Origin of the sequence: Croceibacterium aestuarii (assembly GCF_030657335.1) — a bacterium.
Lineage (GTDB): Bacteria > Pseudomonadota > Alphaproteobacteria > Sphingomonadales > Sphingomonadaceae > Croceibacterium_B > Croceibacterium_B aestuarii.
Map to the genome: position 1 here is coordinate 2,913,958 of NZ_CP131039.1, position 22,310 is coordinate 2,936,267.

Sequence of the window (22,310 nt, forward strand, 5' to 3'; positions counted from 1 at the left end):
GAATGACCAAAGTCTACCTTACGATAGACACCGAGTATGAGTTCGGTTTCGCCGCGCAGAACGGGATCGACGGGCCCGCGCGCGAACAGAACTTTGCGCGGTCTATCCAATGCCGCGCGCCGGGCGGCGACGTCGGTATCGCCTATCAGATGGATGTGCTCGAACGGCATGGGCTGAAGGCGGTGTTCTTCGTCGACCCCATGCCGGCACTGGTCTGGGGCACCAGAGCGATAGCCCGCGTGGTCGAACCGATCCTGGCACGCGGACACGACGTGCAATTGCACGTGCACACCGAATGGCTCGCCCTTGCCGGGAGCGCCAATCCGCTCGGCGGCAAGACCGGGCGGAACATCAAGGACTTCACACGCGGCGAGCAGGAAGTCCTGCTCGACTATGCCCGCGAGGCGCTCATGGCTGCTGGCGCGCCGCGTCCGGTCGCTTTTCGCGCCGGCAACTACGGCGCCAACGACGACACGCTGCGCGCACTCGCCCGGCTCGGCTTCGCTTACAGTTCGAACCACACGCCGGGCATCGCGGGGTCGGAGTGCGACATCGATCTCGGACCCGAGCATCGCCGTCCCCTGCGCCGCCTCGGCGTTACCGAAATCCCGATCGGCTGCATCCAGGTGCCGGGCGGCCTGCGCCATGCCCAATTGACCGCTCTCTCGTGCCGCGAACTGCGGGGGGCGGTGAACCATGCTTGCCGTCACGGCATCGACAGCTTCACCATCGTCTCGCACAGCTTCGAGCTGATGTGCCGCGGGCGCCGGCGGATCAACCGTATCGTCCGGCGCCGCTTCGAACAGTTCTGCGCGGTGCTGGAGGCGATGCCCGGGGCCGAAACGGCGACCTATGCCGACGGCCGAGTGGTTGCGCGCACAGCACCACGCCAGCCGCGCCAAGTCCTCCCTCCCAATCCGGTCAGATCCGGCGTGCGGATTGTCGAACAGGCAGTCGCAAACGCCCTCTACGGCGCGGGTTGATCAGGCGCCCGGTTCGCGCGGTGGCTTGCAGGTGAAGCTGCTCGCCAGCGCGGTGTCGCCCTCGCCGTCGTACTCCGCGTAGAGTGGATAAGGACACAGCGGACGCGACAGCGGCTCGCGCGGGGGTGCCGGAGGGGCGCCGGGAAATCCCGCCCCGACGGTCGGCCGGGTCGCTTCGATCCGGTACGGCGCCACGCCGGTCGTCGCCCACCGGTCGATCGTTCCGAGCGTGTCGAACTGACTCACGCCTTCGCCGCCCGAGCAGTGCTCCATCCCCGGCACGATGTAGTAGCGCAACTGGTCCTGCGCCTGCTGCTGCGGCAGGTCGTGGTAGAGCATGGTGTAGAACAGCAGAGAATTCTTCGCCGGGATCAGGCCGTCGTTCCAGCCATGGCTGAGCAGCAACTTGCCGCCGCGGGCGAAGTAAGCGTCAAGGCCCGTCGGCGGCACGTCGAGGATCTCGCGGCCGTAGTCGATCCCCGCCTGGCGGTCGCGGATATAGCCGAAACTCTTCCAGTCCCAGTCCTGCCTGTCGCCGAAGACCAGCATCGAATAGTAGGTCAGCGCGACCGGAAACGGCGCCGGCCCCTGGGTGAGCGCGGCGAGCTGCATTTCCGCACCGTAGGGCCAGCCACCGAGCACCACCTTGCCGTTGGCGTCGCGGATGCCGTCGTAGATCGCCCGCATCGTCTCGACCTGCACGGGGGTCAGGCAGCTGTCGCTTTCCGCGCCGGTGCATTGCATGCTGGCCGGATCGAACGTGCAGGCCGTGGGATTCATGACCAGCCCGTCCTCGAGCCCGTCGAGCTTGTCGCAGCGCCCCAGCACCGCTGCGTGGACGTTCGCCAGCTTGGCCGGTGAGAGCTTCGCCCCCGGCGCCCGGTTCGGCTGCCAGCCGACCCACATCGACTGGGTCATTAGCTCGGTCATCGGGTTGGCCGGGGCCATCGCCGAAATGGCATCGAAATCGGCCGGGAAGCGATAGGCTTCCATCAGCCCCTGGCGCCCGCCGGTCGAACACGAATCCCAGAAAGAGAGCTTTGGACCGGCGCCGTAGAACGCAGCGACCGCCGCCTTGCCGGTAACGACCGTCTCGTGCACTGCACGGTAGCCGAAATCGACCAGCTTTTCGGGGTGGCCAACGGCCCAGTCGGCGGTCAGGCCGTTGCCGGTGTGCCCGGTATCGGTGGCCGCCACGGCGTAGCCGCGGGTGAGCGGGTCGCCCATCTGGGAATAGCTGATAGACCCGGCCCATACGCCGTTGCCGATGGTCACGAACTTGCCGTTCCACCCGCTTGCCGGGAGCCAGACCTCGACCTTGATGTCGCTGTCGGGAGTCGGGGTCATCGTCGCCTGCACGCGGCAGAACGCCGGCAACTTGGAGAAACCCGCAGCAAGTACGCCCGGCGGCGGACCGCCCGCCGCCTGTGGGAGCGAAAACTTGCCCGCCTCGATCCGCGCCGCCGACGTCACCTTGCCGTCGGCCAGCTTCAGGTTCGCGAGATCGGAACAGTCCGCCGCTGCGGCGGGCGCCGCCAGTGCCGCGACGAACCCCGCCGAAACGATTCCCCCGGCCCGCAGCGCGAGCCTCGTGAATTTATCCATGTCCATCTTCCCCCGGTGGTCGCGCTCTTGCCCGCTCAGAACTTGCCGAACAACTTCCCGGCAAACCCGGCAATATCGTCGAACGGGTTGCCGTCGTGATCGGCATCGAGAATTTCCTTGAACTGCGCCAGCGATCCTTCGCCGCCGATCTGCTCGACGATCTGGCTTAGGACGCCGGCGTCGATACCGGTCTTGGCGGAAGCCGCCGTAACGGTGTCTTCGGGCGCGTGGTGCGCCTCGACCAGCGCGGCGATCGCCTTCTCGGCCTCCTCCGGCTCGATACCGATCTTGTTGGCCATGTTCTTCAGGGTCGGATGATCGTGGGCCATGCCCAGAACCTGGTCGAAAAGACTCATCGCACTAAATCCTCCAAATGCCCCGTCCGCCCGTCACTGTGGACCGAATGCGGGCAAAGAAAAACCCCCTCCGCCAGTGCGGAGGGGGTCTTTTCGTGCAGCCCCCAATTCGCGGCGCGGCGGTTCAGGCCGGTTGCGGCGCCGCATCGCGCACGCCTTGGTCGACATGGCCGGCGAACTGCTCGAAGTTGTCGACGAACAGCTGGACAAGCTTCTGCGCGGTGCGGTCGTACTCGTCCTGGTCGGACCAGGCGGCACGCGGATCGAGCAACTTGGTGTCGACGCCCGGAACCTCGACGGGAACCTCGAAACCGAAGTTCGGATCCTTGCGGAACTCGGCGTCGTTGAGGCTGCCGTCGAGCGCGGCGTTGAGCAGTGCGCGGGTCGCCTTGATGGGCATGCGCTCGATACCCGGATCGGTCGCCTTCCCGCCCGACCAGCCGGTGTTGACCAGCCAGCACTGCGCACCGCCTTCGGCGATTCGCTTCTTGAGCAGGTTGCCGTAGACGCTCGGGTGGCGCGGCATGAAAGCGGCGCCGAAGCAGGTCGAGAATGTCGCCTGCGGTTCGGTCACCCCGATTTCGGTTCCCGCGACCTTAGCGGTGTAGCCCGACAGGAAGTGGTACATCGCCTGCTCGGGAGTGAGCCTGGCGATCGGCGGCAGCACGCCGAACGCGTCGGCGGTGAGAAGAATGATGTTCGACGGCGGCGGGCCGAGATTCTTCTCGCTGGTGTTGGGGATGTACTCGATCGGATAGGCGCCGCGGGTATTCTCGGTCTTGCTCGCGTCGGTGAAGTCGAGTTCCCTCGTGTCCTCGTCCATCGTGACGTTCTCGAGGATCGTGCCGAACATCTTCGTCGTCGCGTAAATCTCCGGCTCGCCCTCGGCCGAAAGATTGATCATCTTGGCGTAGCAGCCGCCTTCGAAATTGAACACGGCCTGGTCCGACCAGCCGTGCTCGTCATCGCCGATCAGCGTGCGGCTGGCATCGGCCGACAGCGTCGTCTTGCCGGTGCCCGAAAGGCCGAAGAAGATCGCGCTCCTGCCGTCGGGGCCGATATTGGCCGAACAGTGCATCGGCATCACGCCCTGCGCCGGGAGGAGGAAGTTGAGCAGGCCGAACACGCCCTTCTTCATCTCGCCCGAATACTCGGTGTTGCCGATCAAGATCAGCTTCTCGGTCAGGTTCACCGCGATGACCGTGTCGCTGCGGCAGCCGTGGCGCGCCGGATCGGCCTTGAAGCTGGGCAAGTTGATGATGGTGTATTCGGGCGAGAAATTCGCCAATTCCTCGGCAGTGGGACGGACCAGCAAGGTGCGGATGAACAGGTTGTGCCAGGCCATCTCGTTGATGACCCGAACGTTGACCCGGTATTCGGGCTGGCTGCCGCCGAACAGGTCGGCCACGTAAAGTTCGTCCTGGTCCTTCAGCGCGGCGAGGAAGTCGGCCTTCAGCGTGGCCCAGTGCTCGCCGGACATCGGCTGGTTGATGGCGCCCCAGTCGATCGTATCTTCGGTGGTGGCGTCGCGAACGATGTACTTGTCCTTGACGCTGCGCCCGGTGAACTTGCCGGTATCGACCAGCAGCGCCCCGTCTTTGGTCAGTTTCCCCTCGTCCCGCTTAAGAGCATGTTCGACGAGAGCCGCAGTGCCGAGGTTGGCATGGATCGTCGCGCCGGTGGCGAAACCCTGGTCGGACAGCGGATCGGAAAGCATGAGGGACAAGGCTGGGCTCCCAATATTTCTCAATGGCCGAAGTTTCGGTCGTGATGCGCGGAATGTCGCTGCGCATAGTGGTGAAGATATGTTGCGTCAATTTGTGCAACCACACTCTGTATTGCCAGTCAAAATTGTGAACGTTCGCAATGCAAACGAGTGCCGTATCGAGGCACGATTGTTGTGTCCGGCCGCGCAAGCCGGTAGGCGGTTTGCCGCAAGGATGAGCGATGACGCACAGCGGTGATGCAGCACACGAAGACGTCGCCCGGACAGCGGAGCCGCGGCGAACCATCGCGCTTGTCGACGATGACCGCAACATCCTCACCACCTTGTCGATCGCGCTCCAGGCGGAAGGTTATGCCACGCGGGTCTATTCCGATGGCGAGGCGGCGCTCAAGGCGTTGACCGAGAACCCTCCGGACCTGGCCGTGTTCGACATCAAGATGCCGCGGATGGACGGCATGGAATTGCTGCAGCGCCTGCGCGCAACGAGCGACCTGCCGGTCATATTCCTGACCAGCAAGGACGAAGAGCAGGACGAGGCCGCCGGACTCGCGCTCGGCGCCGACGACTATATCACCAAGCCCTTCAGCCAGCGCCTGCTGCTGGCCCGTATCCGCGCCATCCTGCGCCGCGCCGCACCGCTCGTGGCCGGGGCGCCGAGGGAGCCCGGCGCAAGACCGGAAGGATCGGTGATCGAGCGCGGCCGGCTCGAGATGGATCCGTCGCGGCACCGAGTAACCTGGGACGGCCAGCCGGTCTCGCTCACGGTGACCGAGTTCCTCATCCTAGAAGCGCTCGCCATGCGCCCGGGAGTGATCAAGAGTCGCAACCAGCTGATGGACGCCGCTTACCCCGACGATGTGTTCGTCGACGATCGCACGGTCGACAGCCACATCAAGCGCCTGCGCCGCAAGTTCCGCGCCGCCGATCCTGAATTCTCGGCAATCGAGACGCTCTACGGTGCGGGTTACAGCTATGCCGACGGCTGAGGGGTAATGACCGACGAGGGCTGGAACACGCGGCTCGATTCGAAGACGCGCGACCCCTTGAGCAGTTCGCGCCTGGTCTCGCTGACCTGGCGTATTCTGGCGGTCAACATCGTCCCGCTGCTGATGTTCGGGCTCGGCGTTTTCTACCTCGATTCGTACCGCAAGGTGCTGCTCGACGAACGCTATAAACTGGCGCGGATCGAGGCGCAGATCACCGCCGAAGCGCTCGCCGGGGCGAGCCGCGAGAGGCAGGAAGCGGTGCTCATGCAGATCGGCAAGGAGCAGAAGCTGCGCCTGCGCATGTTCGATGCCGAAGGGCGGCTGTGGGCCGATAGCTTCCAGCTCGACAAACCGGCCTTCCAGTTCGACACGCCGGGCGACGAGAACTGGCAGGAAAGCTTCGCCCGGTGGCTCGACCGTGCCGTCGACACGATCGTCGGTGCCGATCCGATTCCCGATTACATCGAGCCTGAAGACTCCAACGCCGACGCGTGGCCCGAACTGGCCCGCGCGCGCAAGGAAGGCTTGACCCAGATTCAGCTCCGCGACGCGCCCGACGGGACACCGGTCATCAACGCCGCCGCCCCGGTAGGTCTCGTCGGGGCGACGCTGCTGACGACCCGTAACGCGGTCGATATTACCGAAAAGGTCCGCGCCGCCCGCACCACGCTCGGCTCGGCCATCGGCCTCGCGCTGCTCGCCTCGATCCTGCTCTCGCTTTACATGGCGCGCACGATCGTGCTGCCGCTGCGCACGCTCGCCCGCGCGGCGATCCGGGTGCGCCAGGGCCGCGAGCGGCACGTCGAAGTCCCTCGCTTGCCCGAGCGCCGCGACGAGATTGGCCTGCTCGCGCGTGCGGTGGCCGAGATGACCGACGCGCTGCGCAGCCGGATCGACGCGGTCGAGACCTTCGCAGCCGACGTGGCGCACGAGATCAAGAACCCGCTGGCGAGCTTGCGCAGCGCGATCGATTCGCTGCCCAAGGTCGAGGACAAGGGCTTGCGCACACAGCTTATCGAAATCGCGGCGCACGACGTCCGCCGGATCGACCGGCTGGTCAGCGAAATTTCCGAGGCGAGCCGCATCGATGCTGAAATGAGCCGCGCGGTCTTCGAACCGATCAACATGGCGCAGCTGGTCGGCAACGTCGCCGCTCGGCGCGAGGCGCGCGGCGAGAACAACGGCATCCCCATATCGCTGCAAGGCCAAGGCGGGGCCGGCCTCGTCATGGGCGTGCCGATCCGCCTCGAACGAGTGGTCGAGAACCTTCTCGATAACGCGGTATCTTTCTCGCCCGAGGGTGGCTCCATTGTCGCCGCGGTAAACAGTCGTGGTGGCCGCGTGGAGGTCTCGGTCTGCGACGAGGGGCCGGGCGTCCCCGAGGAATCGCGTGAGAAGGTCTTCACCCGCTTCCACTCGCTGCGACCGGAGGCGGAGGATTTCGGCGACCACAGCGGTCTCGGCCTCGCCATCGGGCGGGCCATCGCCGAGGCTCACGACGGCACGTTGACAGTCGCCTCGCGGCCCGACGGCGCCGACGGCGCGTGTTTCATCTTGTCGCTGCCAGCAGCGTGAGCGACCTTCTCGCCAACGTCAGCTGCGTCGCCGTCGATGGGCGCGCAGTGCTCGTCGTCGGCCCGCCGGGTAGCGGCAAATCGAGCCTCGCGCTGGCGCTGATCGACCGCGGCGCTGTCCTGGTCGGTGACGATGGCGTGAGGCTCGAGGCGCGCGACGGTCGCTGCTGGGCCTGCCCGCCCCCGCACGTCGCCGGCAAGCTCGAGATCCGTAATGTCGGTCTCATCGAATTCCCAACGGCAGAAGCGCCACTCGCCCTCGCCGTCCGGCTCGACCCCGCTGCGCCGCGCTTCGTCGAAACGGCGACGCCAGCACGATATGCGGACCACACCGTGCCCGAGATCGCACTCTATCCGGATGCCGCAACCCTGGCGCTGCGGCTCGAATGGGCGCTGCGCCTCCATGGCACGCGATAAGTGGCTTCACATAGGCCGGGCGAAAGCGCAGGGTCGAAGCTGATGGCCGAAGCAGAACCCAGCGAGCACAGGCAGCGAATCCTGCTGGTCACCGGCATGCTCGGCGCGGGCAAGACCACCGTCCTGCGCGAACTGGAAGATCTCGGCTGGGAGGCGCTTGACAACTTCCCGATCCGCCTGCTGCGGCGCCTGATCGGCCCCGAAGGCGAGCGCCCCGAGAAAGACGCCCCGCCCCTGGCAATCGGTTTCGATAGCCGCACGCGCGGCTTCCGCCCGGAGGAGATCATCGCCCGGGTCAAGCAGCTCAGCGCACGCCCCGACCTCGTCATTTCGACACTGTTCCTCGACTGCTCGACTGCCGAGCTCGAGAGGCGCTTCGACGAGACCCGCCGCCGCCACCACATGGCGCAGGATTCTCCGCTCGCACACGGCATCCTCGCCGAACGCGAGCTGCTGGCCCCGCTGCGGCGCTGGGCCGAGGCGCTGATCGACACGACGCGGTACTCGACCAATGAGCTCAAGCAGGTCGTCCGCGACCGCTTCTCCGCGGAATCACCCAGTTCCCTTACCGTCACCGTCACCAGCTTCGGCTTCGCCCGAGGCGTGCCGCCGGCCGCCGACCTGGTGTTCGACATGCGCTTTCTCGACAACCCGCACTGGGTGCCCGAATTGCGCGATCAGACCGGGCTCGATGCAGCCGTGGGCGAACATATCAAGCGCGATGCCTCGTTTGCCCCGGCGTTCGAGCGCATTGCCGACCTCGTCACATACCTGCTGCCGCGCTATGCCGCGCAGGGAAAGGCCTACGTCACCGTCGCCGTCGGTTGTACCGGAGGGAGACACCGGTCGGTCTACACCGCGGAGAAGCTCGCCGGGGCCTTGCGCGAGGCCGGATTCGCGCCCACCGTCCTGCATCGCAACCTCGCCTCGCGCGCCGCCGAAATGATAGAAGGGGTGCAACAATCGTGAAAACGGGACTATGTCCCCGGCCCTGCCCGCGCGACTCGCGCGGCATGGAACCTGCAGTGAAGAGTTTTCCAATCGCATGATCGGCATGATTCTGGTGACCCACGGCCGACTGGCCGAGGAATTCGTCCACGCGATGGAACATGTCGTCGGCGAACAACGCGACGTGGCGACCATCTGCATCGGCCCGAACGACGATATGGAAGCGCGCCGCCGCGAGATTGCCAACGCGATCAAGCGTGTCGACAGCGGCAAGGGTGCGGTCATCCTGACCGACTTGTTCGGCGGGACACCCTCGAACCTCGCCATCTCGTTGCTCGACGCCGGCAAGACCGAAGTCATCGCCGGAATCAACCTGCCGATGCTGATCCGCCTCGCTGGCGCTCGCAAGGATCTCGATCTCGCGGCCGCGGTTGCCGCGGCGCGCGAAGCCGGGCGCAACTACATCACCGTTGCCTCGGAATTCCTCGGCCAGGACGCTTGAGACGATGGCGGAAGCGCGCCAGTCGGTAGAAATCGTCAACAAGCGCGGCCTTCACGCACGTGCCAGCGCCAAATTCGTCGCTGCCGCCTCGGCAATGGATGACTGCAAGATCACCGTGATCAAGGATAGCAACAGTGCGCTCGGCAACTCGATCCTCGGCCTGATGATGCTCGGCGCCGCGAAGGGCGACACGATCGAGATCGCAGTGGAAGGTGCCGACGCCGAAGCCCGGCTGGCCGAGCTGGTGGCAATGGTTTCGAGCAAGTTCGGGGAAGAGTAACCTTCCCGTGGCGCGGCGTGCGATCACCGGCTTTTCCAATCCCACGGTCAAGGCTCTGCGCGCGCTGCGCGACAAGAAGCATCGCAAGCGCGAGGGACGGTTTCTCGCCGAAGGGCTGCGCCTGTTGACCGACGCGCGCGAAAGCGGCCGGCTCCCGCAAACGCTCGTCATGGCCGAAGGTCGCGACCCGCACCCTCTGCTCGCCGCGATCGAGGCCGATGTCCAGGCTGGCGGCGGCGACGTCATCGAGACGACTCCCGACATTCTTTCCAAGATCACCGGGAAGGACAATGCCCAGGCCGTCCTGGGCGTGTTCGACGAATGGAACACCTCGCTCGAAGCGCTCGATCGAGAGGCCGCTCAGATCTGGCTGGTGGCGCAGGCGCTGCGCGATCCGGGCAACCTTGGCACCATGCTGAGGACCGGCGATGCGGTCGGTGCCGGCGGTCTGATCCTGATTGACGATTGCGCGGATCCGTTCTCCGCCGAGGCGGTGCGCGCCAGCATGGGTGCGGTGTTCACCCAGGCCATCGCCCAGGCGACCTGGGCCGAGTTCCTGCTTTGGCTACGCACCGGGAAGGGCCAGCTTGTTGCCGCCTCGCTGCGTGAGGCCGTGCCCTACCGCGGAGCGCCCTACGCTGCCCCGTGCTTCATCCTCGTCGGCAACGAATCGCGTGGATTGCCTGCGGACTACGAGGCGGTGTGCGACTTGCGGGTGACCATGCCGATGAAAGGCCGCGCCGACAGCCTCAACGCCGCGGTTGCTGCGGCCGTGCTGGCGTATGAAGTCCTCGCCAGTTTCGAAGCCTGATCAATCGCCCGCAACGAGGCTGACGATGCGCCACGTGCCGTTGCGCGAGGCTGCGCTCAAACGGTAATCGACGAGGCTGCGGAGATCGCTGGTGAGGATGAACCCGTTCTTGCCGTCCCGCGCGGTGACCTGCTGATAGGGGTCGTCGGGCCGCAGCGCATCGATGGTGACCACGTCCCAGGAAATTCTCTCCAGAATCGCGCTCTCGGGATCCGGCGATTCGCGCAGCGGCACCTTTTCCCCCGTAACCAGCATGCCGCTGAACGGATCGACTCCGTCGATGTTCTGGTCGAAGTACCAGGGGATGGTCAGGCCGCCCTGCTTGTTGGCCGAACATCCGAGCGTCAGCAGCTCGTCGAGCTCGTCCCACAAGTTCCATTCCTTGCCGGTCAAGCGCTTGCGCAGTTCGGCCCGGCCCGAGCCCTCGCCGAAGTCGAGCTTTACGTCCTCTGCCGCGAGAGCCGCGAATGCCTCGGCGTCGCGCGACTGGACTGCCACGGCGAGATCCTCGCGAAAGGCGTCAGCGCCCTTGAGATCGCCGCACGTGTCTTGTGGGGCGTAGCGGCCGGCCGCGAGCTTGGCGGCTTCAGGCTTCTCGCCGCCGACCAGCTGCCCCGCCTGCGCGGCGAGGTTTTCCGACGGTGCGTCGTCGCGTTGGCAGGCGGCCAACAGCAGGACCATCGGCAGAGCCGCGAGCAGAGCCTTCATGCGTCTTCGTTTGCCTCTTCCCTTGTCCCCCCGCCGCCCGGTTGGGTCAGCGCGAGGGTCTCCACGTCGCCCGATGTATAGCGTGGAGCGTTTTCGACAAGGGGAACATCTTCGATTTCGCGTTTGCCGATCTCGATGCCCTTTTCGGCCAGGCGCTTGGCCGAAGACAGGACATTGCGCTCGAAACTGCCTACGAACTTGTTGTAATGATTGACCGCCGTTTCGAGCCCGCCGCCGACCCGCTTGAGATGTTCGGCAGCCACCGCAAGCCGGTCATAGAGCTCTGCTCCCGCCTTGCCGATTTCGACCGCTTCCTTGGCGATGGTGTCCTGTCGCCAGACTTGCGCCACTGTCCGGGCAATGGCGACGAGATTGGTCGGCGTCGCCAGCAGCACCCCGTTGCGGAAGGCGAAGTCCCATAGCTCCGGATCGGCTTCGAGTGCGGCAGCGACGAAATGCTCGCCCGGCACGAACATCACCACGTAGTCGGGCGCCTCGTCGAACTGGCTCTGATAGCTCTTGGCGCCGAGTTGCTGGACGTGGTTGCGCATCGACTTGGCGTGCGCCGCCAGATGGCTGGCGCGCTCTGCGTCATCGTTGCACTCGAACGCCTGCTGATAGGCGTTGAGCGAAACCTTGGCATCGATCACCAGCTTTTTCTGGCCCGGCACGTGGACTATGGCATCGGGCCGCAGGCGGCCCTCGGCCGTGTCGATCGAATGTTCGAGACTGAAATCGGTGTGCTGCGACAATCCGCACTGTTCCAGCACGTTCTGCAGCGCCCGTTCGCCCCAGCGGCCGCGCGCCTTGGGGGCGTTGGTGAGCGAATTGCCGAGCCGCTGCGCCTCGCGCCGCACTTCCTCCTGCCCCGCGCGCATCGTCTCGATCAGTCCGGTCAGCTGGCCGAAGCTGTCGACCCGCTTGGCCTCCAGGGACGAAACATGCTCTTCGTATGTCTTGAGCCGCTGGTGGACGGGTTCGAGCAGCGCCTTGACCGCTTCCTTGCTCGCCGCTTCGGCATGGCCGAAGCGCTCGCTCGCGGCCTTGAGGAAGGCATCCTGCGCCTTCGACAACACTTCGCCGCCGGTCGCCTTGAACTGCGCCAGCAACTCCTCGCGCGCCTCTTTCAGCGCGGCGATCTGCTTGTCGAAGTTCTCGGCATTGGCACGCAGTGTCGCGAGTTCGATCTGCGCTGCGGCCAACTCGGTGGCGGCCCTCTTGAATTCCTCTTCACGCTTGCCGAGTTCGGCCTGGAACCCGGCAGCCGGGCGGTTGCCGAGGAACCAACCCGCGGCAAGGCCCGCGATCAGCGCGACGATGAGGAGAATAGCGGCGGTTGTGTCCATAGCTCGACCGGATAGGATGGGAACAGAGCGCGAACCTAGGCCGCGACCCTCGACGGCACAAGCCTGTGCACGCAGCATTCCCCCGCCGATCGCGGCGGGGCGTCCATAATCCCCCTTGAGATTCGCCCCGCTCAGATTGTATGGGACACATACAATTTCAGATTTGCGAAGTTTTCGCGTAAGTGAAGCGACCGCCAGAACAAACCGGAGAGAACGCCCGATGCCGACCGATATCGAAATCGCCCGCCAGGCCACCCTGAAGCCCATCGCCGAGGTGGCTGCCAAGGCCGGCGTGCCGGACGAAGCGCTGATCCCCTACGGCAAGTACAAGGCCAAGGTCGACCGCGACCTCCTTCCCGCGGCGGCCAAGCCCGGTAAGCTGATCCTGGTGACCGCCATCAACCCGACTCCCGCGGGAGAAGGCAAGACCACCACCTCGGTCGGTCTCAGCGACGCGCTCCACCGGATCGGCAAGAAGGCCATGCTGTGCCTGCGCGAACCGAGCCTCGGCCCGTGCTTCGGCATGAAGGGCGGCGGCGCCGGCGGCGGCAAGAGCCAGGTCATGCCGATGGACGAGATCAATCTCCACTTCACCGGCGACTTCCACGCCATCACCAGTGCGCACAACCTGCTTTCGGCGATGATCGACAATTCGATCTACTGGGGCAACCCGCACGACATCGACGTGCGGCGGGTGACCTGGAAGCGCGTGCTCGACATGAACGACCGGGCGCTGCGCCAGATCGTCGGTCCGCTCGGCGGCGTGGCCAACGGCTTTCCGCGCGAGAGCGGCTTCGACATCACCGTCGCCAGCGAGATCATGGCCATCCTGTGCCTCGCGTCCGACATCGCCGACCTGCAAAAGCGCATGGGCGACATCATCATCGGCTACACCCGCAAGCGCGAGCCGGTCTATTGCCGCGACATCAAGGCCGACAGCGCGATGGCCGTGCTGCTCAAGGACGCGATCCAGCCTAATCTGGTGCAGACGCTGGAGAACAACCCGGCCTTCCTCCACGGCGGCCCGTTCGCCAACATCGCCCACGGCTGCAACTCGGTGATCGCCACCAAGACCGCGATGACCATGGCCGAATACACCGTCACCGAAGCCGGCTTCGGCGCGGACCTCGGGGCGGAAAAGTTCATGGACATCAAGTGCCGGCTCGCCGGGCTCGCGCCCGACGCGATCGTGCTGGTTGCCACCGTGCGCGCGCTCAAGATGAACGGCGGCGTAGCCAAGAAGGATCTCGAAAAGCCCGACGTCGATGCCGTGCGCAAGGGTTCGGTAAACCTCGAGCGGCACATCGAAAACCTCAACAAGTTCGGCATCAATCCGACTGTCGCAATCAACCATTTCTACCTCGATACCGACGAGGAAATCGCCGTGATCCAGGAGATGGCCGCGAAATACGGCACCGAGGCGGTGATCTGCAAGCACTGGGCCGAAGGCGGCGCCGGCGCTGAAGAGCTGGCCAGGATCGTTGCCGCCAAGGCCGACAAGGGCGCCGCCTTCAAGACGCTCTATCCCGACGAGATGCCACTGGCCGACAAGATCGAAACCGTCTGCAAGGAGGTTTACAGGGCCGAGAGCGTGAGCATGTCGCCCGCGGTGAGGAACCAGCTCAAGCAGTGGGAAGAGATGGGCTACGGCAAGTTCCCGGTGTGCATGGCCAAGACGCAGTACTCGTTCTCCACCGACCCCACCGCGCTCGGCGCGCCGACCGGCTTCGAAGTCAACATCCGCGAAGTCCGCATCTCGGCGGGCGCGGGCTTCATCGTCGCCATCGCCGGCGACATCATGACGATGCCCGGCCTGCCCAGAGTCCCCAGCGCCGAGAACATCTATCTCGACGAAAACGGCCAGATCGAAGGACTGTTCTGAAGCCGCTTCCGGCAATCGCCGAACATGCGAGAGGGCCGTCCGAAAGGGCGGCCCTTTCCTATTCGGCCTTGCGCGACTGCCACGGCCAGCGGCCGTCGATTTCGACCTCGAGGCTGAAGCTGAGAAAGGTCCGGATGATGACGATGAGGCCGAGCACCAGCACGCTCTCCAACGTCGGTTCGACCGCCACCGTGCGAATGATATCGGCGGCGACGAGCAGTTCCAGCCCGGTCAGGATCGAGCGCCCCAGCGTCTTGCGGAAGGCCGGCACCAAATCCACGCCGCCGCCGGCCCGATCTCGTCCGCGTGCGCCGGCGAAGGCTCCGGCGAAATTGAACATCGCGAGGAGCGATCCCACGATGATCACGGCAATCCCGGCGACCTCGAATCCGCGCGCCACCGTGGTGGCGATCGTCAGCATCTGGGCGTCTGTCAGCATGACGTTCGAAATGGACGAACCGGGGCCTGCGTTCCATCGGATCGGTGGAGGACCCGGAACCGGCCGCACCCATGCGCGCTTTCCCTGCGAAGGAGAAGGCCATGTCGATCAAGGAAATGATCAAGGAACACCCCGCGGTGGGCGACGACTACAACGAGGCGCTCGCCGAAGCGGTCAAGCATGCGATGTACTGCGCAGCGATTTGCAACTCGTGCGCCGACGCCTGCAGCGCCGAGGAGATGGACATGCGCCGCTGCATCCGCCTGTGTATGGACTGTGCGGACGTCTGCACCGCGACCTATCGCGTCGCCACGCGGCGGACCGACGAGAACCGCCAGCTCATCCGCACGATGCTCGCCACCTGCATCGAGGCCTGCGAGACCTGCCGCGCGGAATGCGAACAGCATGACACCGACCACTGCCGGCGGTGCGCCAAGATGTGCCAGGAGTGCGCCGACGATTGCCGCAAGGCGCTGGAATCGCTGAACGACGAAGTTCACTCCGAAGGCGGAGCCAGCACTTTCGCGCACAACGCCGGCTGAAACGCGTCAGCGCGCGGCGCGGAGCATCCCTTCCTGCGCCACGCTGGCGACCAGGGTGCCGTCCTGCGCGAATATCTGGCCATGGTTGAGGCCCCTCGCCCCGCCCGTCCACGGGCTTTCCATCGCGTAGAGCAGCCATTCGTCGACCCGTGCATCGGCATGGAACCACAGCGCGTGGTCGAGGCTCGCCCCGCGCACGTCGCCGCGGGCGAAGGACAGCGGGTGCGGAAGCAGGCTCGTCGCCATCAGCCGCATGTCGGACCAGTAGGCAAGGATCGCGCGGTGCAGCGACGGGTCGTCCGGCAAGGGCGCGCGGACGCGGAACCAGACATATTGCCGCGGCTCGCCCGGCGCGCGGTCGAGAAGGTCGCTTGGATTGATCGAACGAACCTCGATCGGGCGCGGGCGGAGCATAATCGGCGGCGCGTTGGGGGCGATTTCGTCCCAGTGCCGCGCGAGCAACACATGCTCCGATTCGAGTTCGTCAGGACCAGCCACGTCGGGCATCATGGCCGACTGGTGCGCAAACCCACGCTCGCGCTTGTGGAACGATGCGGAGCAAGCGAACACGGGCTTGCCCTGCTGCGTTGCGGTCAGCCGGCGATTGGAGAAGCTGCCCCCGTCGAACACGCGGGTGACCTCGAATTCGATCGGGAAGTCTTCGCTCGCTCCGCGCAGGAAATAGGCGTGCAGCGAATGCGCCGGCCGACCGGCATCCACCGTAGCCTGCGCGGCGACTAGCGCCTGCGCAACGACCTGGCCGCCGAAGACGCGGCCAATGCCCTCGACACGGCGCGGTCCTTCGAAGCGGTCGTTGCCGAGCGGCTCGAGCGTCAGCAGTTCGAGCAGTTGGGCGACGAGCAATTCGGGCGAGGGATCGGCCATCCCAAGGCTTTGGAAGCCGCTGCGGCGGCGGTCAACTAGTCCTTCGCGCCAAGACGGCGCAGCGCGCGCCAGGCGTAGGCCTTGGCCGCGTTGCGCCGCGGCCAACGGCCGGGTCGGCGTGGATCGAGACCCCGCGCGCGCAACCACTTGTTCATGGCCCAGGCATCGGCCTCGGCGAAGCTCCAGGTCGAGCGCCAGGTGATCGACAGCGAGATCGAGACCGCGGGGCCGTTCTTGACGAAGTGGGGCGCCATGACCGGCACGAAGATCGCATCGCCGGGATCGAGCGCGAACGGAGTGCCGCCCGCGAGCAGGCCGTCGTCCCACTTCAGTTCGCGTGCGCCGCCGGTGTGATAGCCTTCATGAACATGGTCGGGCGCGAAGCGCGCGTCGTTCGCCGGAAACACCGTCATCACCTTGGAGCCGACCAACTGCAGCAGAATATTGTGCTCGGGGTCGAAGTGATAGGGCGTCACCGCATCCGGACTGGAGACGAAGATGAAGCCCTGCGTCTTGAGCATCCGGCCCGTCTTGGCTGTAATCTCGCCCTCGATCTCGCCCAGGAGCCCGGCGAGCAGCGCGGCATAGGCCGGGTCTTGTTCGATGTTCTTGAGCACGCACCAGCTGCCGCTGGTGGCAATGTGGCGGATCGTTTCGCCGATGGTCATGCCGTTCGAACCGGGTTTGCCATCGACGCCGATTGGCAGGTCGCCCTTGTTGTATTCGACTGACGTCTCGGGCAGCGCCTCGCCCAGCGCCGCGAGCGCGTCGAGTGCCAGCAAGGGGTGCTCGCGCAACTCGTGGCGCAGCACATGCGGAACTTCCGGGTAGTTCCGGGCAAACATTTCGCGCGAGGCCGCAGGGAACGCCCGGCAGGCGAACGCCTCGCCGGAAAAGGTCGTGTCGATAGCAGTCATTCGAGGTCTCCTGCCGTCCGCCCGGTCTCGCGCCGGGCCAGAGCGCGGAAAAGGGTCCGGCGCTTCGGCCCACCGAGAGCGATGTTGACCCGTCCTATCGGGCGCCGCTCGGTCCACAAGTGGTCGATCATCGGGTGATCCGCCGCGGCACAACTGTCGGTCCATTCGATCCCGGGCCGTTCGAGCACCGCCAGGTTCTCGCGCTGCAGCAGCACGCCGGGCGAATAGCGGGAATAGCGTTCGTCGAACGCGGTCTTGTACGAGAAGGCGCCCGGCGGGGTGAGAAAACTGGCGAGCATCGCCACGGGTTCGCCGTCGATTCTCAGCCCGAGCCGTTCAAGCTTTCCGCGCGCCGCGGCTCCGTCGATCGCGTGGCGAAACAGCGCTTCGGTGCCCGGGGAACTGGCCAGTGCCGAACCTTCGGCCCCTTTCCAGCCCGAGCGTTCAAGCGCCAGAAATTCGTCGATCCAGGTCTCCAGGCCTTCGCTGTCGATGCTGCGGCACACTTCGAAGCGGCCTTCTTCTTCCAGCCGGCGGCGCTGGCGGCGCAGTTCCTTGCGCTTTTTTGCGCCCAACGCCGCTTCGAAATAGTCTGCAGGCGCAAGCTCGGAAGCAAGCATGGCGCGCTCCTCGCGCTTGACCAGCCAAGCTTCGCGACCGTCTTTAGAACAGACCGCTTTGAGCGCATCCCATAGCGCGCCCTGCAGCGGCACGTGGGTCAGATGAAGAAACAGCGCGGGACCGGCGTTGCCGTCCAGCCAATCGAACAGCTCGCGCCAGAACGCGGTTTCGAAACCGCGCGCCACGAGCGGCGATCCGAGGAAGCAATTGCTGTGGATCCAGGTCGACCATTGCGGAAAGGGGTACTGGTAATAGGCGAGATCGCGGCGCAGCGGCATCACCGCGGCGAGTTGGCCTTCGCTTTCGAGGCACAGCAACCTGACCCGGCGGCGAGGATCGAACATCCGCAGCGACGGCAGCAGATACCAGCTTTCGAAGAAGGGATTGGGCTCGGCTGCCCGCTCCGCCAACGCATCCCAGCGGCTCTGCTGCTCTGCTCCGCCGAATTCCTCCCATTCGCGATCCACCATGCGCCAGGTGTCGGCGCGCGCCTCCGGCGGGCGCGCAAGGGGTTCGGCGCTGGCGGGCCTGGTGGCCATGCTTGGCGTTAACCTTCGTAGAGGCGGCCGGGCGTGCCGTCGCCCCGGCGATACGATTGCAAGACCAAGGAAGGATTAACGAACTCCGCCCGGACCATGAAAAACCCCGCCCGGATTGCTCTGGGCGGGGCCTTTCGACCAATCTGTGCCGTTCCGGGTCAGCCTGCGGCGAGAGCCGCGAGCAGCAGAAGCGCAACGATGTTGGTGATCTTGATCATCGGATTGACCGCCGGACCGGCGGTATCCTTGTAGGGGTCGCCCACCGTGTCGCCGGTCACCGCGGCCTTGTGGGCTTCCGAGCCCTTGCCGCCGTGGTGCCCGTCCTCGATGTACTTCTTCGCGTTGTCCCACGCGCCGCCGCCGGCGGTCATCGACAGCGCGACGAACAGGCCGCCGACGATCACGCCGAGCAGCAGCGCCCCGAGCGCGGCAAAGCCGTTCTCCTGCCCCGCGATGGCAGTGATCACGAAGTAGACCACGATCGGCGCCAGCACCGGCAGCATCGAAGGGACGATCATTTCCTTGATCGCCGCCTTGGTGACGAGATCCACCGTGCGGGCATAGTTCGGACGGCTGGTGCCGGCCATAATGCCCGGATCGGAGGCGAACTGGTCGCGCACGTCCTTGACGACGTCGCCCGCGGCACGGCCGACAGCGGTCATGCCCATCGATCCGAACAGGTAGGGCAGGAGCGCACCGAGCAGCAGACCGACGATGACGTAGGGGTTCTCGAGGCTGAAGTTGACCGTCAGCGTCGGGAAGAACTCGCGAAGGTCGGTGGTGTAGGCGGCGAACAGCACCAGCGCGGCAAGGCCGGCCGATCCGATCGCATACCCCTTGGTAACCGCCTTGGTGGTATTGCCCACGGCGTCGAGCAGGTCGGTCTTCTCGCGCACGCTGTCGTCGAGACCGGCCATTTCGGCGATGCCGCCGGCGTTGTCGGTGACCGGGCCATAGGCGTCCAGCGCCACGACCATGCCGGCCAGCGCCAGCATCGCGGTCGCCGCGTAGGCAATGCCGATCAGACCCGCCAACTGGTAGGCGATGATGATGCCGGCAACGATCACCAGCGTGGGCAGCGCGGTCGATTCGAGCGAGATCGCCAGGCCCTGGATGACGTTGGTGCCGTGACCCGTCTCGGACGCCTTGGCGATCGAGCGGACCGGGCGGAACCCGGTGCCGGTGTAGTATTCGGTGATCCAGATGATCAGCCCGGTGATGACCAGGCCGAGGAAGGAACACCAGAACAGGTCCATGCCGGTGAACCCACCGACGACCGCTGCCTCGGCCGCGACTGCGACACCGCCAGCGGCGGGGCCCGCAACGGACGCACCGACGGGCGTGCCGCCGATGACCGCGTTCATGTCGCCCAGTGCATAGGCAATGACGAACCAGATCAGCGGAACCGAAAGGACGGCGGTGAGCAGGAAGCCCTTGTACATCGCGCCCATCACGTTGGTGCCGCCGCCGAGGCGAACGGCATAAGTACCGATGATCGAGGTGACGATGCAGGCACCGCCGATCAGCAGCGGCAGGCTCATCATCGGCATCAACAGATCGCCGAGGCCCTTGAGGAGTAGCGCGGTGAGGACCATCGTCGCACCGACGGTGACGACGTAGGTCTCGAAAAGGTCGGCGGCCATGCCGGCGCAGTCGCCGACGTTGTCACCGACGTTGTCGGCGATCACGGCGGGGTTGCGGGGATCGTCTTCGGGAATTCCGGCTTCGACCTTGCCGACCAGGTCGGCGCCCACGTCGGCCGCCTTGGTGAAGATACCGCCGCCGAGACGCGCGAAGATCGAGATCAGCGAGGCACCGAAGGCCAGCGCGGTGAGCGCCTCGACCACTGTGCGGTCGTTGGCCGCATAGCCGGCGGGGCCGGTCAGGTACCAGAAGAACACCGAGATCGCGAGCAGCGCGAGGCCGGCCACCAGCATGCCGGTGATGGCCCCGGCGCGGAACGCCAGTGTCAGGCCCTGCTGCAGACCCTGTGAAGCCGCCTGCGCCGTGCGAACGTTCGAGCGCACGGAGATGTTCATGCCGATAAAGCCTGCGACCCCCGACAGGATCGCGCCGAGCACGAAGCCCGATGCGCTGATCGGGCCGAGGAAAAGCGCAACCAGAACGGCCACGACAATGCCGACAACGCCGATGGTGGTGTACTGACGCTTGAGATAGGCCTGCGCGCCTTCCTGGATGGCGGCGGCGATTTCCTGCATCTTTTCGGAACCGGCGCTGGCGCCGAGAACCTGGCGGCTGGTGACGAAGCCGTAAACGACTGCCAGCAAGCCGAGGATAATAGCAATGACTGTGAGGTCCATGTGGTGGCCTTCCCCCTTATTCTCCCAAGGCCGCCCTGCGCCGCTCGGACGCGGGCGATGCGGTTGGCTATAGGCCGCCCGTGCGCCGCGCAAGTCCCAATCTGGAGATTTCCGGTGGCGGCCCGCGGGCCCGACCGGTGCGCGCTCCGTGAGCTAACCCTCGGTGCCGTGAAGCCAGCCGAGTTCGCCATCGGGTTCCCGCCCGTCGAGCAGCAACCCCGAGGGTCCCGCTTCCATGATCCGGCCGATGCGCGATGCGCCGACGGGTGGTTGAACCTTGGCCGGGAGGGTAAACAACAATTCGTAATCGTCGCCCCAGCGGACCGCGTCGCCAAACCGGTCGCGGGAAGGCGCGAGTGGGATCGCCGCGCTGTCGAGCGAGACCGTTACACCGCTGGCCTCGGCGATACGCGCAGCATCGAGCAGCAGACCGTCGGAGACATCCATCATGGCCGTGACCAGCGGCGCCAGAGCCTCTCCCTCGGCGAGCCGCGCCATCGGCCGGCGGTAGGCCGTGCTGTCGGCCCCGGTCCTGTCGCGCAGCGCCTCGAAGCCGAGCATGGCGGCGCCGATCTCGCCGGTCAGCCACACCCCGTCCCCCCGCTGCGCCCCGGCGCGCGATGGGACGGGGCGGTGCGTTGCTTGCCCCACTGCCGTCAGGCCCCAGGCACGCCGCCCCTCGCCGGCGACCGTGTCTCCGCCCAGCAGCGGGACGCCGTAGTGCGTGAGGACCTCGTGAAGGCCGTTCAGGAAGCGCTCGTCGCCATTGCCGAGCATGTGACCGAGCAGAACGCCGAGCGGGCGCGCGCCCTTGGCGGCAAGGTCCGAGAGGTTCACTGCGACGAGCTTCCACGCAATGTCGGCGGGGTCCGCATCGGCAAAGACGTGGACTCCTTCGACCAGCATATCGTGGGTCAGAACCAGCGCTTCCCCGCCCAGTTCGATCACCGCGCAATCGTCGGCAAGCCCTCGCGCCGCGGGATCGGTGGCGAGGCGGCGCAAGGCTGCGACGAAACCGGCTTCCCCTTTCATCGCGCGGTCATACCGCTTAGCGAAAACGCCAGATCAACCGCACCGGGATTCGCCTGCATGAAACGTCTTGCCGCCCTTCTTGCCGTGTCCGGCCTTGCTCTGACCACAGCGCCCGCCGCCGCCTGGGGGCCGACCGGTCATCGCATCGCCGCCCAGATAGCGCAGGACAACGTCAGCGGCCAGACGCGGGCTCGGATCGAGCAGATTCTCGGCACCGAGGGCTTGCCGGAAAGCGCCACATGGCCCGACGAACAACGTTCGAGTCCTGACGAGTTCCTGCGCAAGACGGCCTACCCCTGGCATTTCGTTACGCTGCAACATCCCGAAGATGGCGCCGCGGATCTCGTCCATCCGCCCGAAGGCGATGCGATCACCGCGCTCGACAAGTTCACGCGCGAGCTGCGCGATCCGGCGACTCCGCCCGCCGAGCGCGCGCTGGCGCTGCGCTTCGTGGTCCACATCGTCGCCGACCTCCATCAGCCGCTGCACGTCGGCAAGGACGGCGACCGCGGCGGCAACGACATCAAGGTGCTGTGGTTCGACAACCCCGTCCCGCAGAACCTGCACTGGGTGTGGGACGTCGGGATGATCGAGAAGCAGGGTCTCAGCTTCAGCGAATACGCCGACAGACTAGAGGGGCGGATGACGCCCGAGCAGGTGGTGTCGTGGTGGGACCCGAAGCCGGCCGACTGGCTGGCGGAAAGCATAGCCGTTCGCAACAGGCTCTACCCTGCACCGAGCGCCGAGTACGGCAACGGAACGGTCGAGGCGCCGTTCAAGCTCGAATACCACTACGTCTACGACTGGACCCCGACGCTGGAGCTGCGGATGCAGCAGGCCGGTATCCGTACCGCAGCCTATCTCGACTGGGTGTTCGGCGGCGCGTGACG

Annotated in this window: 22 protein-coding genes; 11 read left to right on the plus strand and 11 right to left on the minus strand. The window is 66.0% G+C overall.

Translation table 11 applies throughout. The features are described from left to right. Positions 1-2 precede the first annotated feature (2 nt). The gene (locus tag Q7I88_RS14380) at positions 3-983 is read left to right on the plus strand and encodes a polysaccharide deacetylase family protein (protein ID WP_305096596.1); all 981 of its coding nucleotides are present in this window, start codon (positions 3-5) and stop codon (positions 981-983) included. Here Q7I88_RS14380 and Q7I88_RS14385 read toward each other — a convergent pair whose 3' ends face one another. The 3 genes from Q7I88_RS14385 to Q7I88_RS14395 all read right to left on the minus strand — a co-directional run bounded on the left by Q7I88_RS14385 (position 984) and on the right by Q7I88_RS14395 (position 4,661). Next, on the minus strand, positions 984-2,588 hold the full coding sequence (locus tag Q7I88_RS14385) for a tannase/feruloyl esterase family alpha/beta hydrolase (protein ID WP_305096597.1): 1,605 nt from the start codon (positions 2,586-2,588) through the stop codon (positions 984-986). Positions 2,589-2,623: 35 nt separating this feature from the next. Further along, the gene (locus tag Q7I88_RS14390) at positions 2,624-2,944 is read right to left on the minus strand and encodes a hypothetical protein (protein ID WP_305096598.1); all 321 of its coding nucleotides are present in this window, start codon (positions 2,942-2,944) and stop codon (positions 2,624-2,626) included. A 124-nt stretch (positions 2,945-3,068) separates the two neighbouring features. Then, positions 3,069-4,661, minus strand: a complete 1,593-nt coding sequence (locus Q7I88_RS14395; RefSeq protein WP_305098619.1) for a phosphoenolpyruvate carboxykinase — start codon at positions 4,659-4,661, stop codon at positions 3,069-3,071. Positions 4,662-4,891: 230 nt separating this feature from the next. On the opposite strand from Q7I88_RS14395, the gene Q7I88_RS14400 reads away from it, so the two are divergent. From Q7I88_RS14400 to Q7I88_RS14430, 7 genes are all read left to right on the plus strand, one after another. Next, a complete protein-coding gene (locus tag Q7I88_RS14400) occupies positions 4,892-5,656 on the plus strand; it encodes a response regulator transcription factor (protein ID WP_305096599.1) in 765 nt (254 codons plus the stop codon). 6 nt (positions 5,657-5,662) lie between these two features. Then, positions 5,663-7,231, plus strand: a complete 1,569-nt coding sequence (locus tag Q7I88_RS14405; RefSeq protein ID WP_305096600.1) for a stimulus-sensing domain-containing protein — start codon at positions 5,663-5,665, stop codon at positions 7,229-7,231. Beyond that, entirely contained in the window at positions 7,228-7,647 is a 420-nt protein-coding gene (locus tag Q7I88_RS14410) for an HPr kinase/phosphorylase (protein ID WP_305096601.1), read from the plus strand. The genes Q7I88_RS14405 and Q7I88_RS14410 overlap by 4 nt, the downstream gene beginning before the upstream one ends. Before the next feature lie 42 nt (positions 7,648-7,689). After that, a complete protein-coding gene (gene rapZ, locus Q7I88_RS14415) occupies positions 7,690-8,616 on the plus strand; it encodes an RNase adapter RapZ (RefSeq protein WP_305096602.1) in 927 nt (308 codons plus the stop codon). A gap of 76 nt (positions 8,617-8,692) precedes the next feature. Then, complete coding sequence (locus tag Q7I88_RS14420; RefSeq protein ID WP_305096603.1) at positions 8,693-9,097, plus strand: PTS sugar transporter subunit IIA; 405 nt, start codon at positions 8,693-8,695, stop codon at positions 9,095-9,097. A gap of 4 nt (positions 9,098-9,101) precedes the next feature. Beyond that, positions 9,102-9,377 (plus strand): HPr family phosphocarrier protein, encoded by a 276-nt coding sequence (locus Q7I88_RS14425; protein WP_305096604.1) that lies wholly within the window; start codon positions 9,102-9,104, stop codon positions 9,375-9,377. Positions 9,378-9,384: 7 nt separating this feature from the next. Next, positions 9,385-10,188, plus strand: coding sequence for a TrmH family RNA methyltransferase (locus tag Q7I88_RS14430; protein ID WP_305096605.1), 804 nt, complete (start codon positions 9,385-9,387; stop codon positions 10,186-10,188). Here the strand turns inward: Q7I88_RS14430 and Q7I88_RS14435 are convergent, their stop codons facing one another. Both Q7I88_RS14435 and rmuC read right to left on the minus strand, forming a co-directional pair. Further along, positions 10,189-10,896: a hypothetical protein gene (locus Q7I88_RS14435; protein WP_305096606.1), complete on the minus strand. Its 708-nt coding sequence runs from the start codon at positions 10,894-10,896 to the stop codon at positions 10,189-10,191. After that, positions 10,893-12,242, minus strand: a complete 1,350-nt coding sequence (gene rmuC, locus Q7I88_RS14440) for a DNA recombination protein RmuC (protein WP_305096607.1) — start codon at positions 12,240-12,242, stop codon at positions 10,893-10,895. Before rmuC ends, Q7I88_RS14435 begins: the two co-directional genes overlap by 4 nt. Positions 12,243-12,462: 220 nt before the next feature. Here rmuC and Q7I88_RS14445 point away from each other — a divergent pair, with 220 nt between their 5' ends. Next, positions 12,463-14,124: a formate--tetrahydrofolate ligase gene (locus tag Q7I88_RS14445; protein ID WP_305096608.1), complete on the plus strand. Its 1,662-nt coding sequence runs from the start codon at positions 12,463-12,465 to the stop codon at positions 14,122-14,124. Positions 14,125-14,182: 58 nt separating this feature from the next. On the opposite strand, the gene Q7I88_RS14450 is transcribed toward Q7I88_RS14445, so the two are convergent. Next, positions 14,183-14,563: a DUF1622 domain-containing protein gene (locus Q7I88_RS14450; RefSeq protein WP_305096609.1), complete on the minus strand. Its 381-nt coding sequence runs from the start codon at positions 14,561-14,563 to the stop codon at positions 14,183-14,185. Positions 14,564-14,664: 101 nt separating this feature from the next. On the opposite strand from Q7I88_RS14450, the gene Q7I88_RS14455 reads away from it, so the two are divergent. After that, on the plus strand, positions 14,665-15,105 hold the full coding sequence (locus tag Q7I88_RS14455; RefSeq protein WP_305096610.1) for a four-helix bundle copper-binding protein: 441 nt from the start codon (positions 14,665-14,667) through the stop codon (positions 15,103-15,105). Between the two features lie 6 nt (positions 15,106-15,111). On the opposite strand, the gene Q7I88_RS14460 is transcribed toward Q7I88_RS14455, so the two are convergent. The 5 genes from Q7I88_RS14460 to thiL form a co-directional block, all read right to left on the minus strand. Beyond that, on the minus strand, positions 15,112-15,990 hold the full coding sequence (locus tag Q7I88_RS14460; RefSeq protein WP_305096611.1) for an acyl-CoA thioesterase: 879 nt from the start codon (positions 15,988-15,990) through the stop codon (positions 15,112-15,114). A 35-nt stretch (positions 15,991-16,025) separates the two neighbouring features. After that, on the minus strand, positions 16,026-16,907 hold the full coding sequence (locus Q7I88_RS14465) for a cupin domain-containing protein (RefSeq protein ID WP_305096612.1): 882 nt from the start codon (positions 16,905-16,907) through the stop codon (positions 16,026-16,028). Further along, positions 16,904-18,067 carry a GNAT family N-acetyltransferase gene (locus tag Q7I88_RS14470; protein ID WP_305096613.1) on the minus strand — a complete coding sequence of 388 codons (1,164 nt, stop codon included), beginning with the start codon at positions 18,065-18,067 and terminating at the stop codon, positions 16,904-16,906. Before Q7I88_RS14470 ends, Q7I88_RS14465 begins: the two co-directional genes overlap by 4 nt. Positions 18,068-18,225: 158 nt before the next feature. After that, positions 18,226-20,388 carry a sodium-translocating pyrophosphatase gene (locus Q7I88_RS14475; protein WP_305096614.1) on the minus strand — a complete coding sequence of 721 codons (2,163 nt, stop codon included), beginning with the start codon at positions 20,386-20,388 and terminating at the stop codon, positions 18,226-18,228. Between the two features lie 153 nt (positions 20,389-20,541). Next, a complete protein-coding gene (gene thiL, locus Q7I88_RS14480) occupies positions 20,542-21,420 on the minus strand; it encodes a thiamine-phosphate kinase (protein ID WP_305096615.1) in 879 nt (292 codons plus the stop codon). Between the two features lie 57 nt (positions 21,421-21,477). On the opposite strand from thiL, the gene Q7I88_RS14485 reads away from it, so the two are divergent. Then, positions 21,478-22,308 carry a S1/P1 nuclease gene (locus Q7I88_RS14485; protein WP_305096616.1) on the plus strand — a complete coding sequence of 277 codons (831 nt, stop codon included), beginning with the start codon at positions 21,478-21,480 and terminating at the stop codon, positions 22,306-22,308. Positions 22,309-22,310 lie beyond the last annotated feature (2 nt).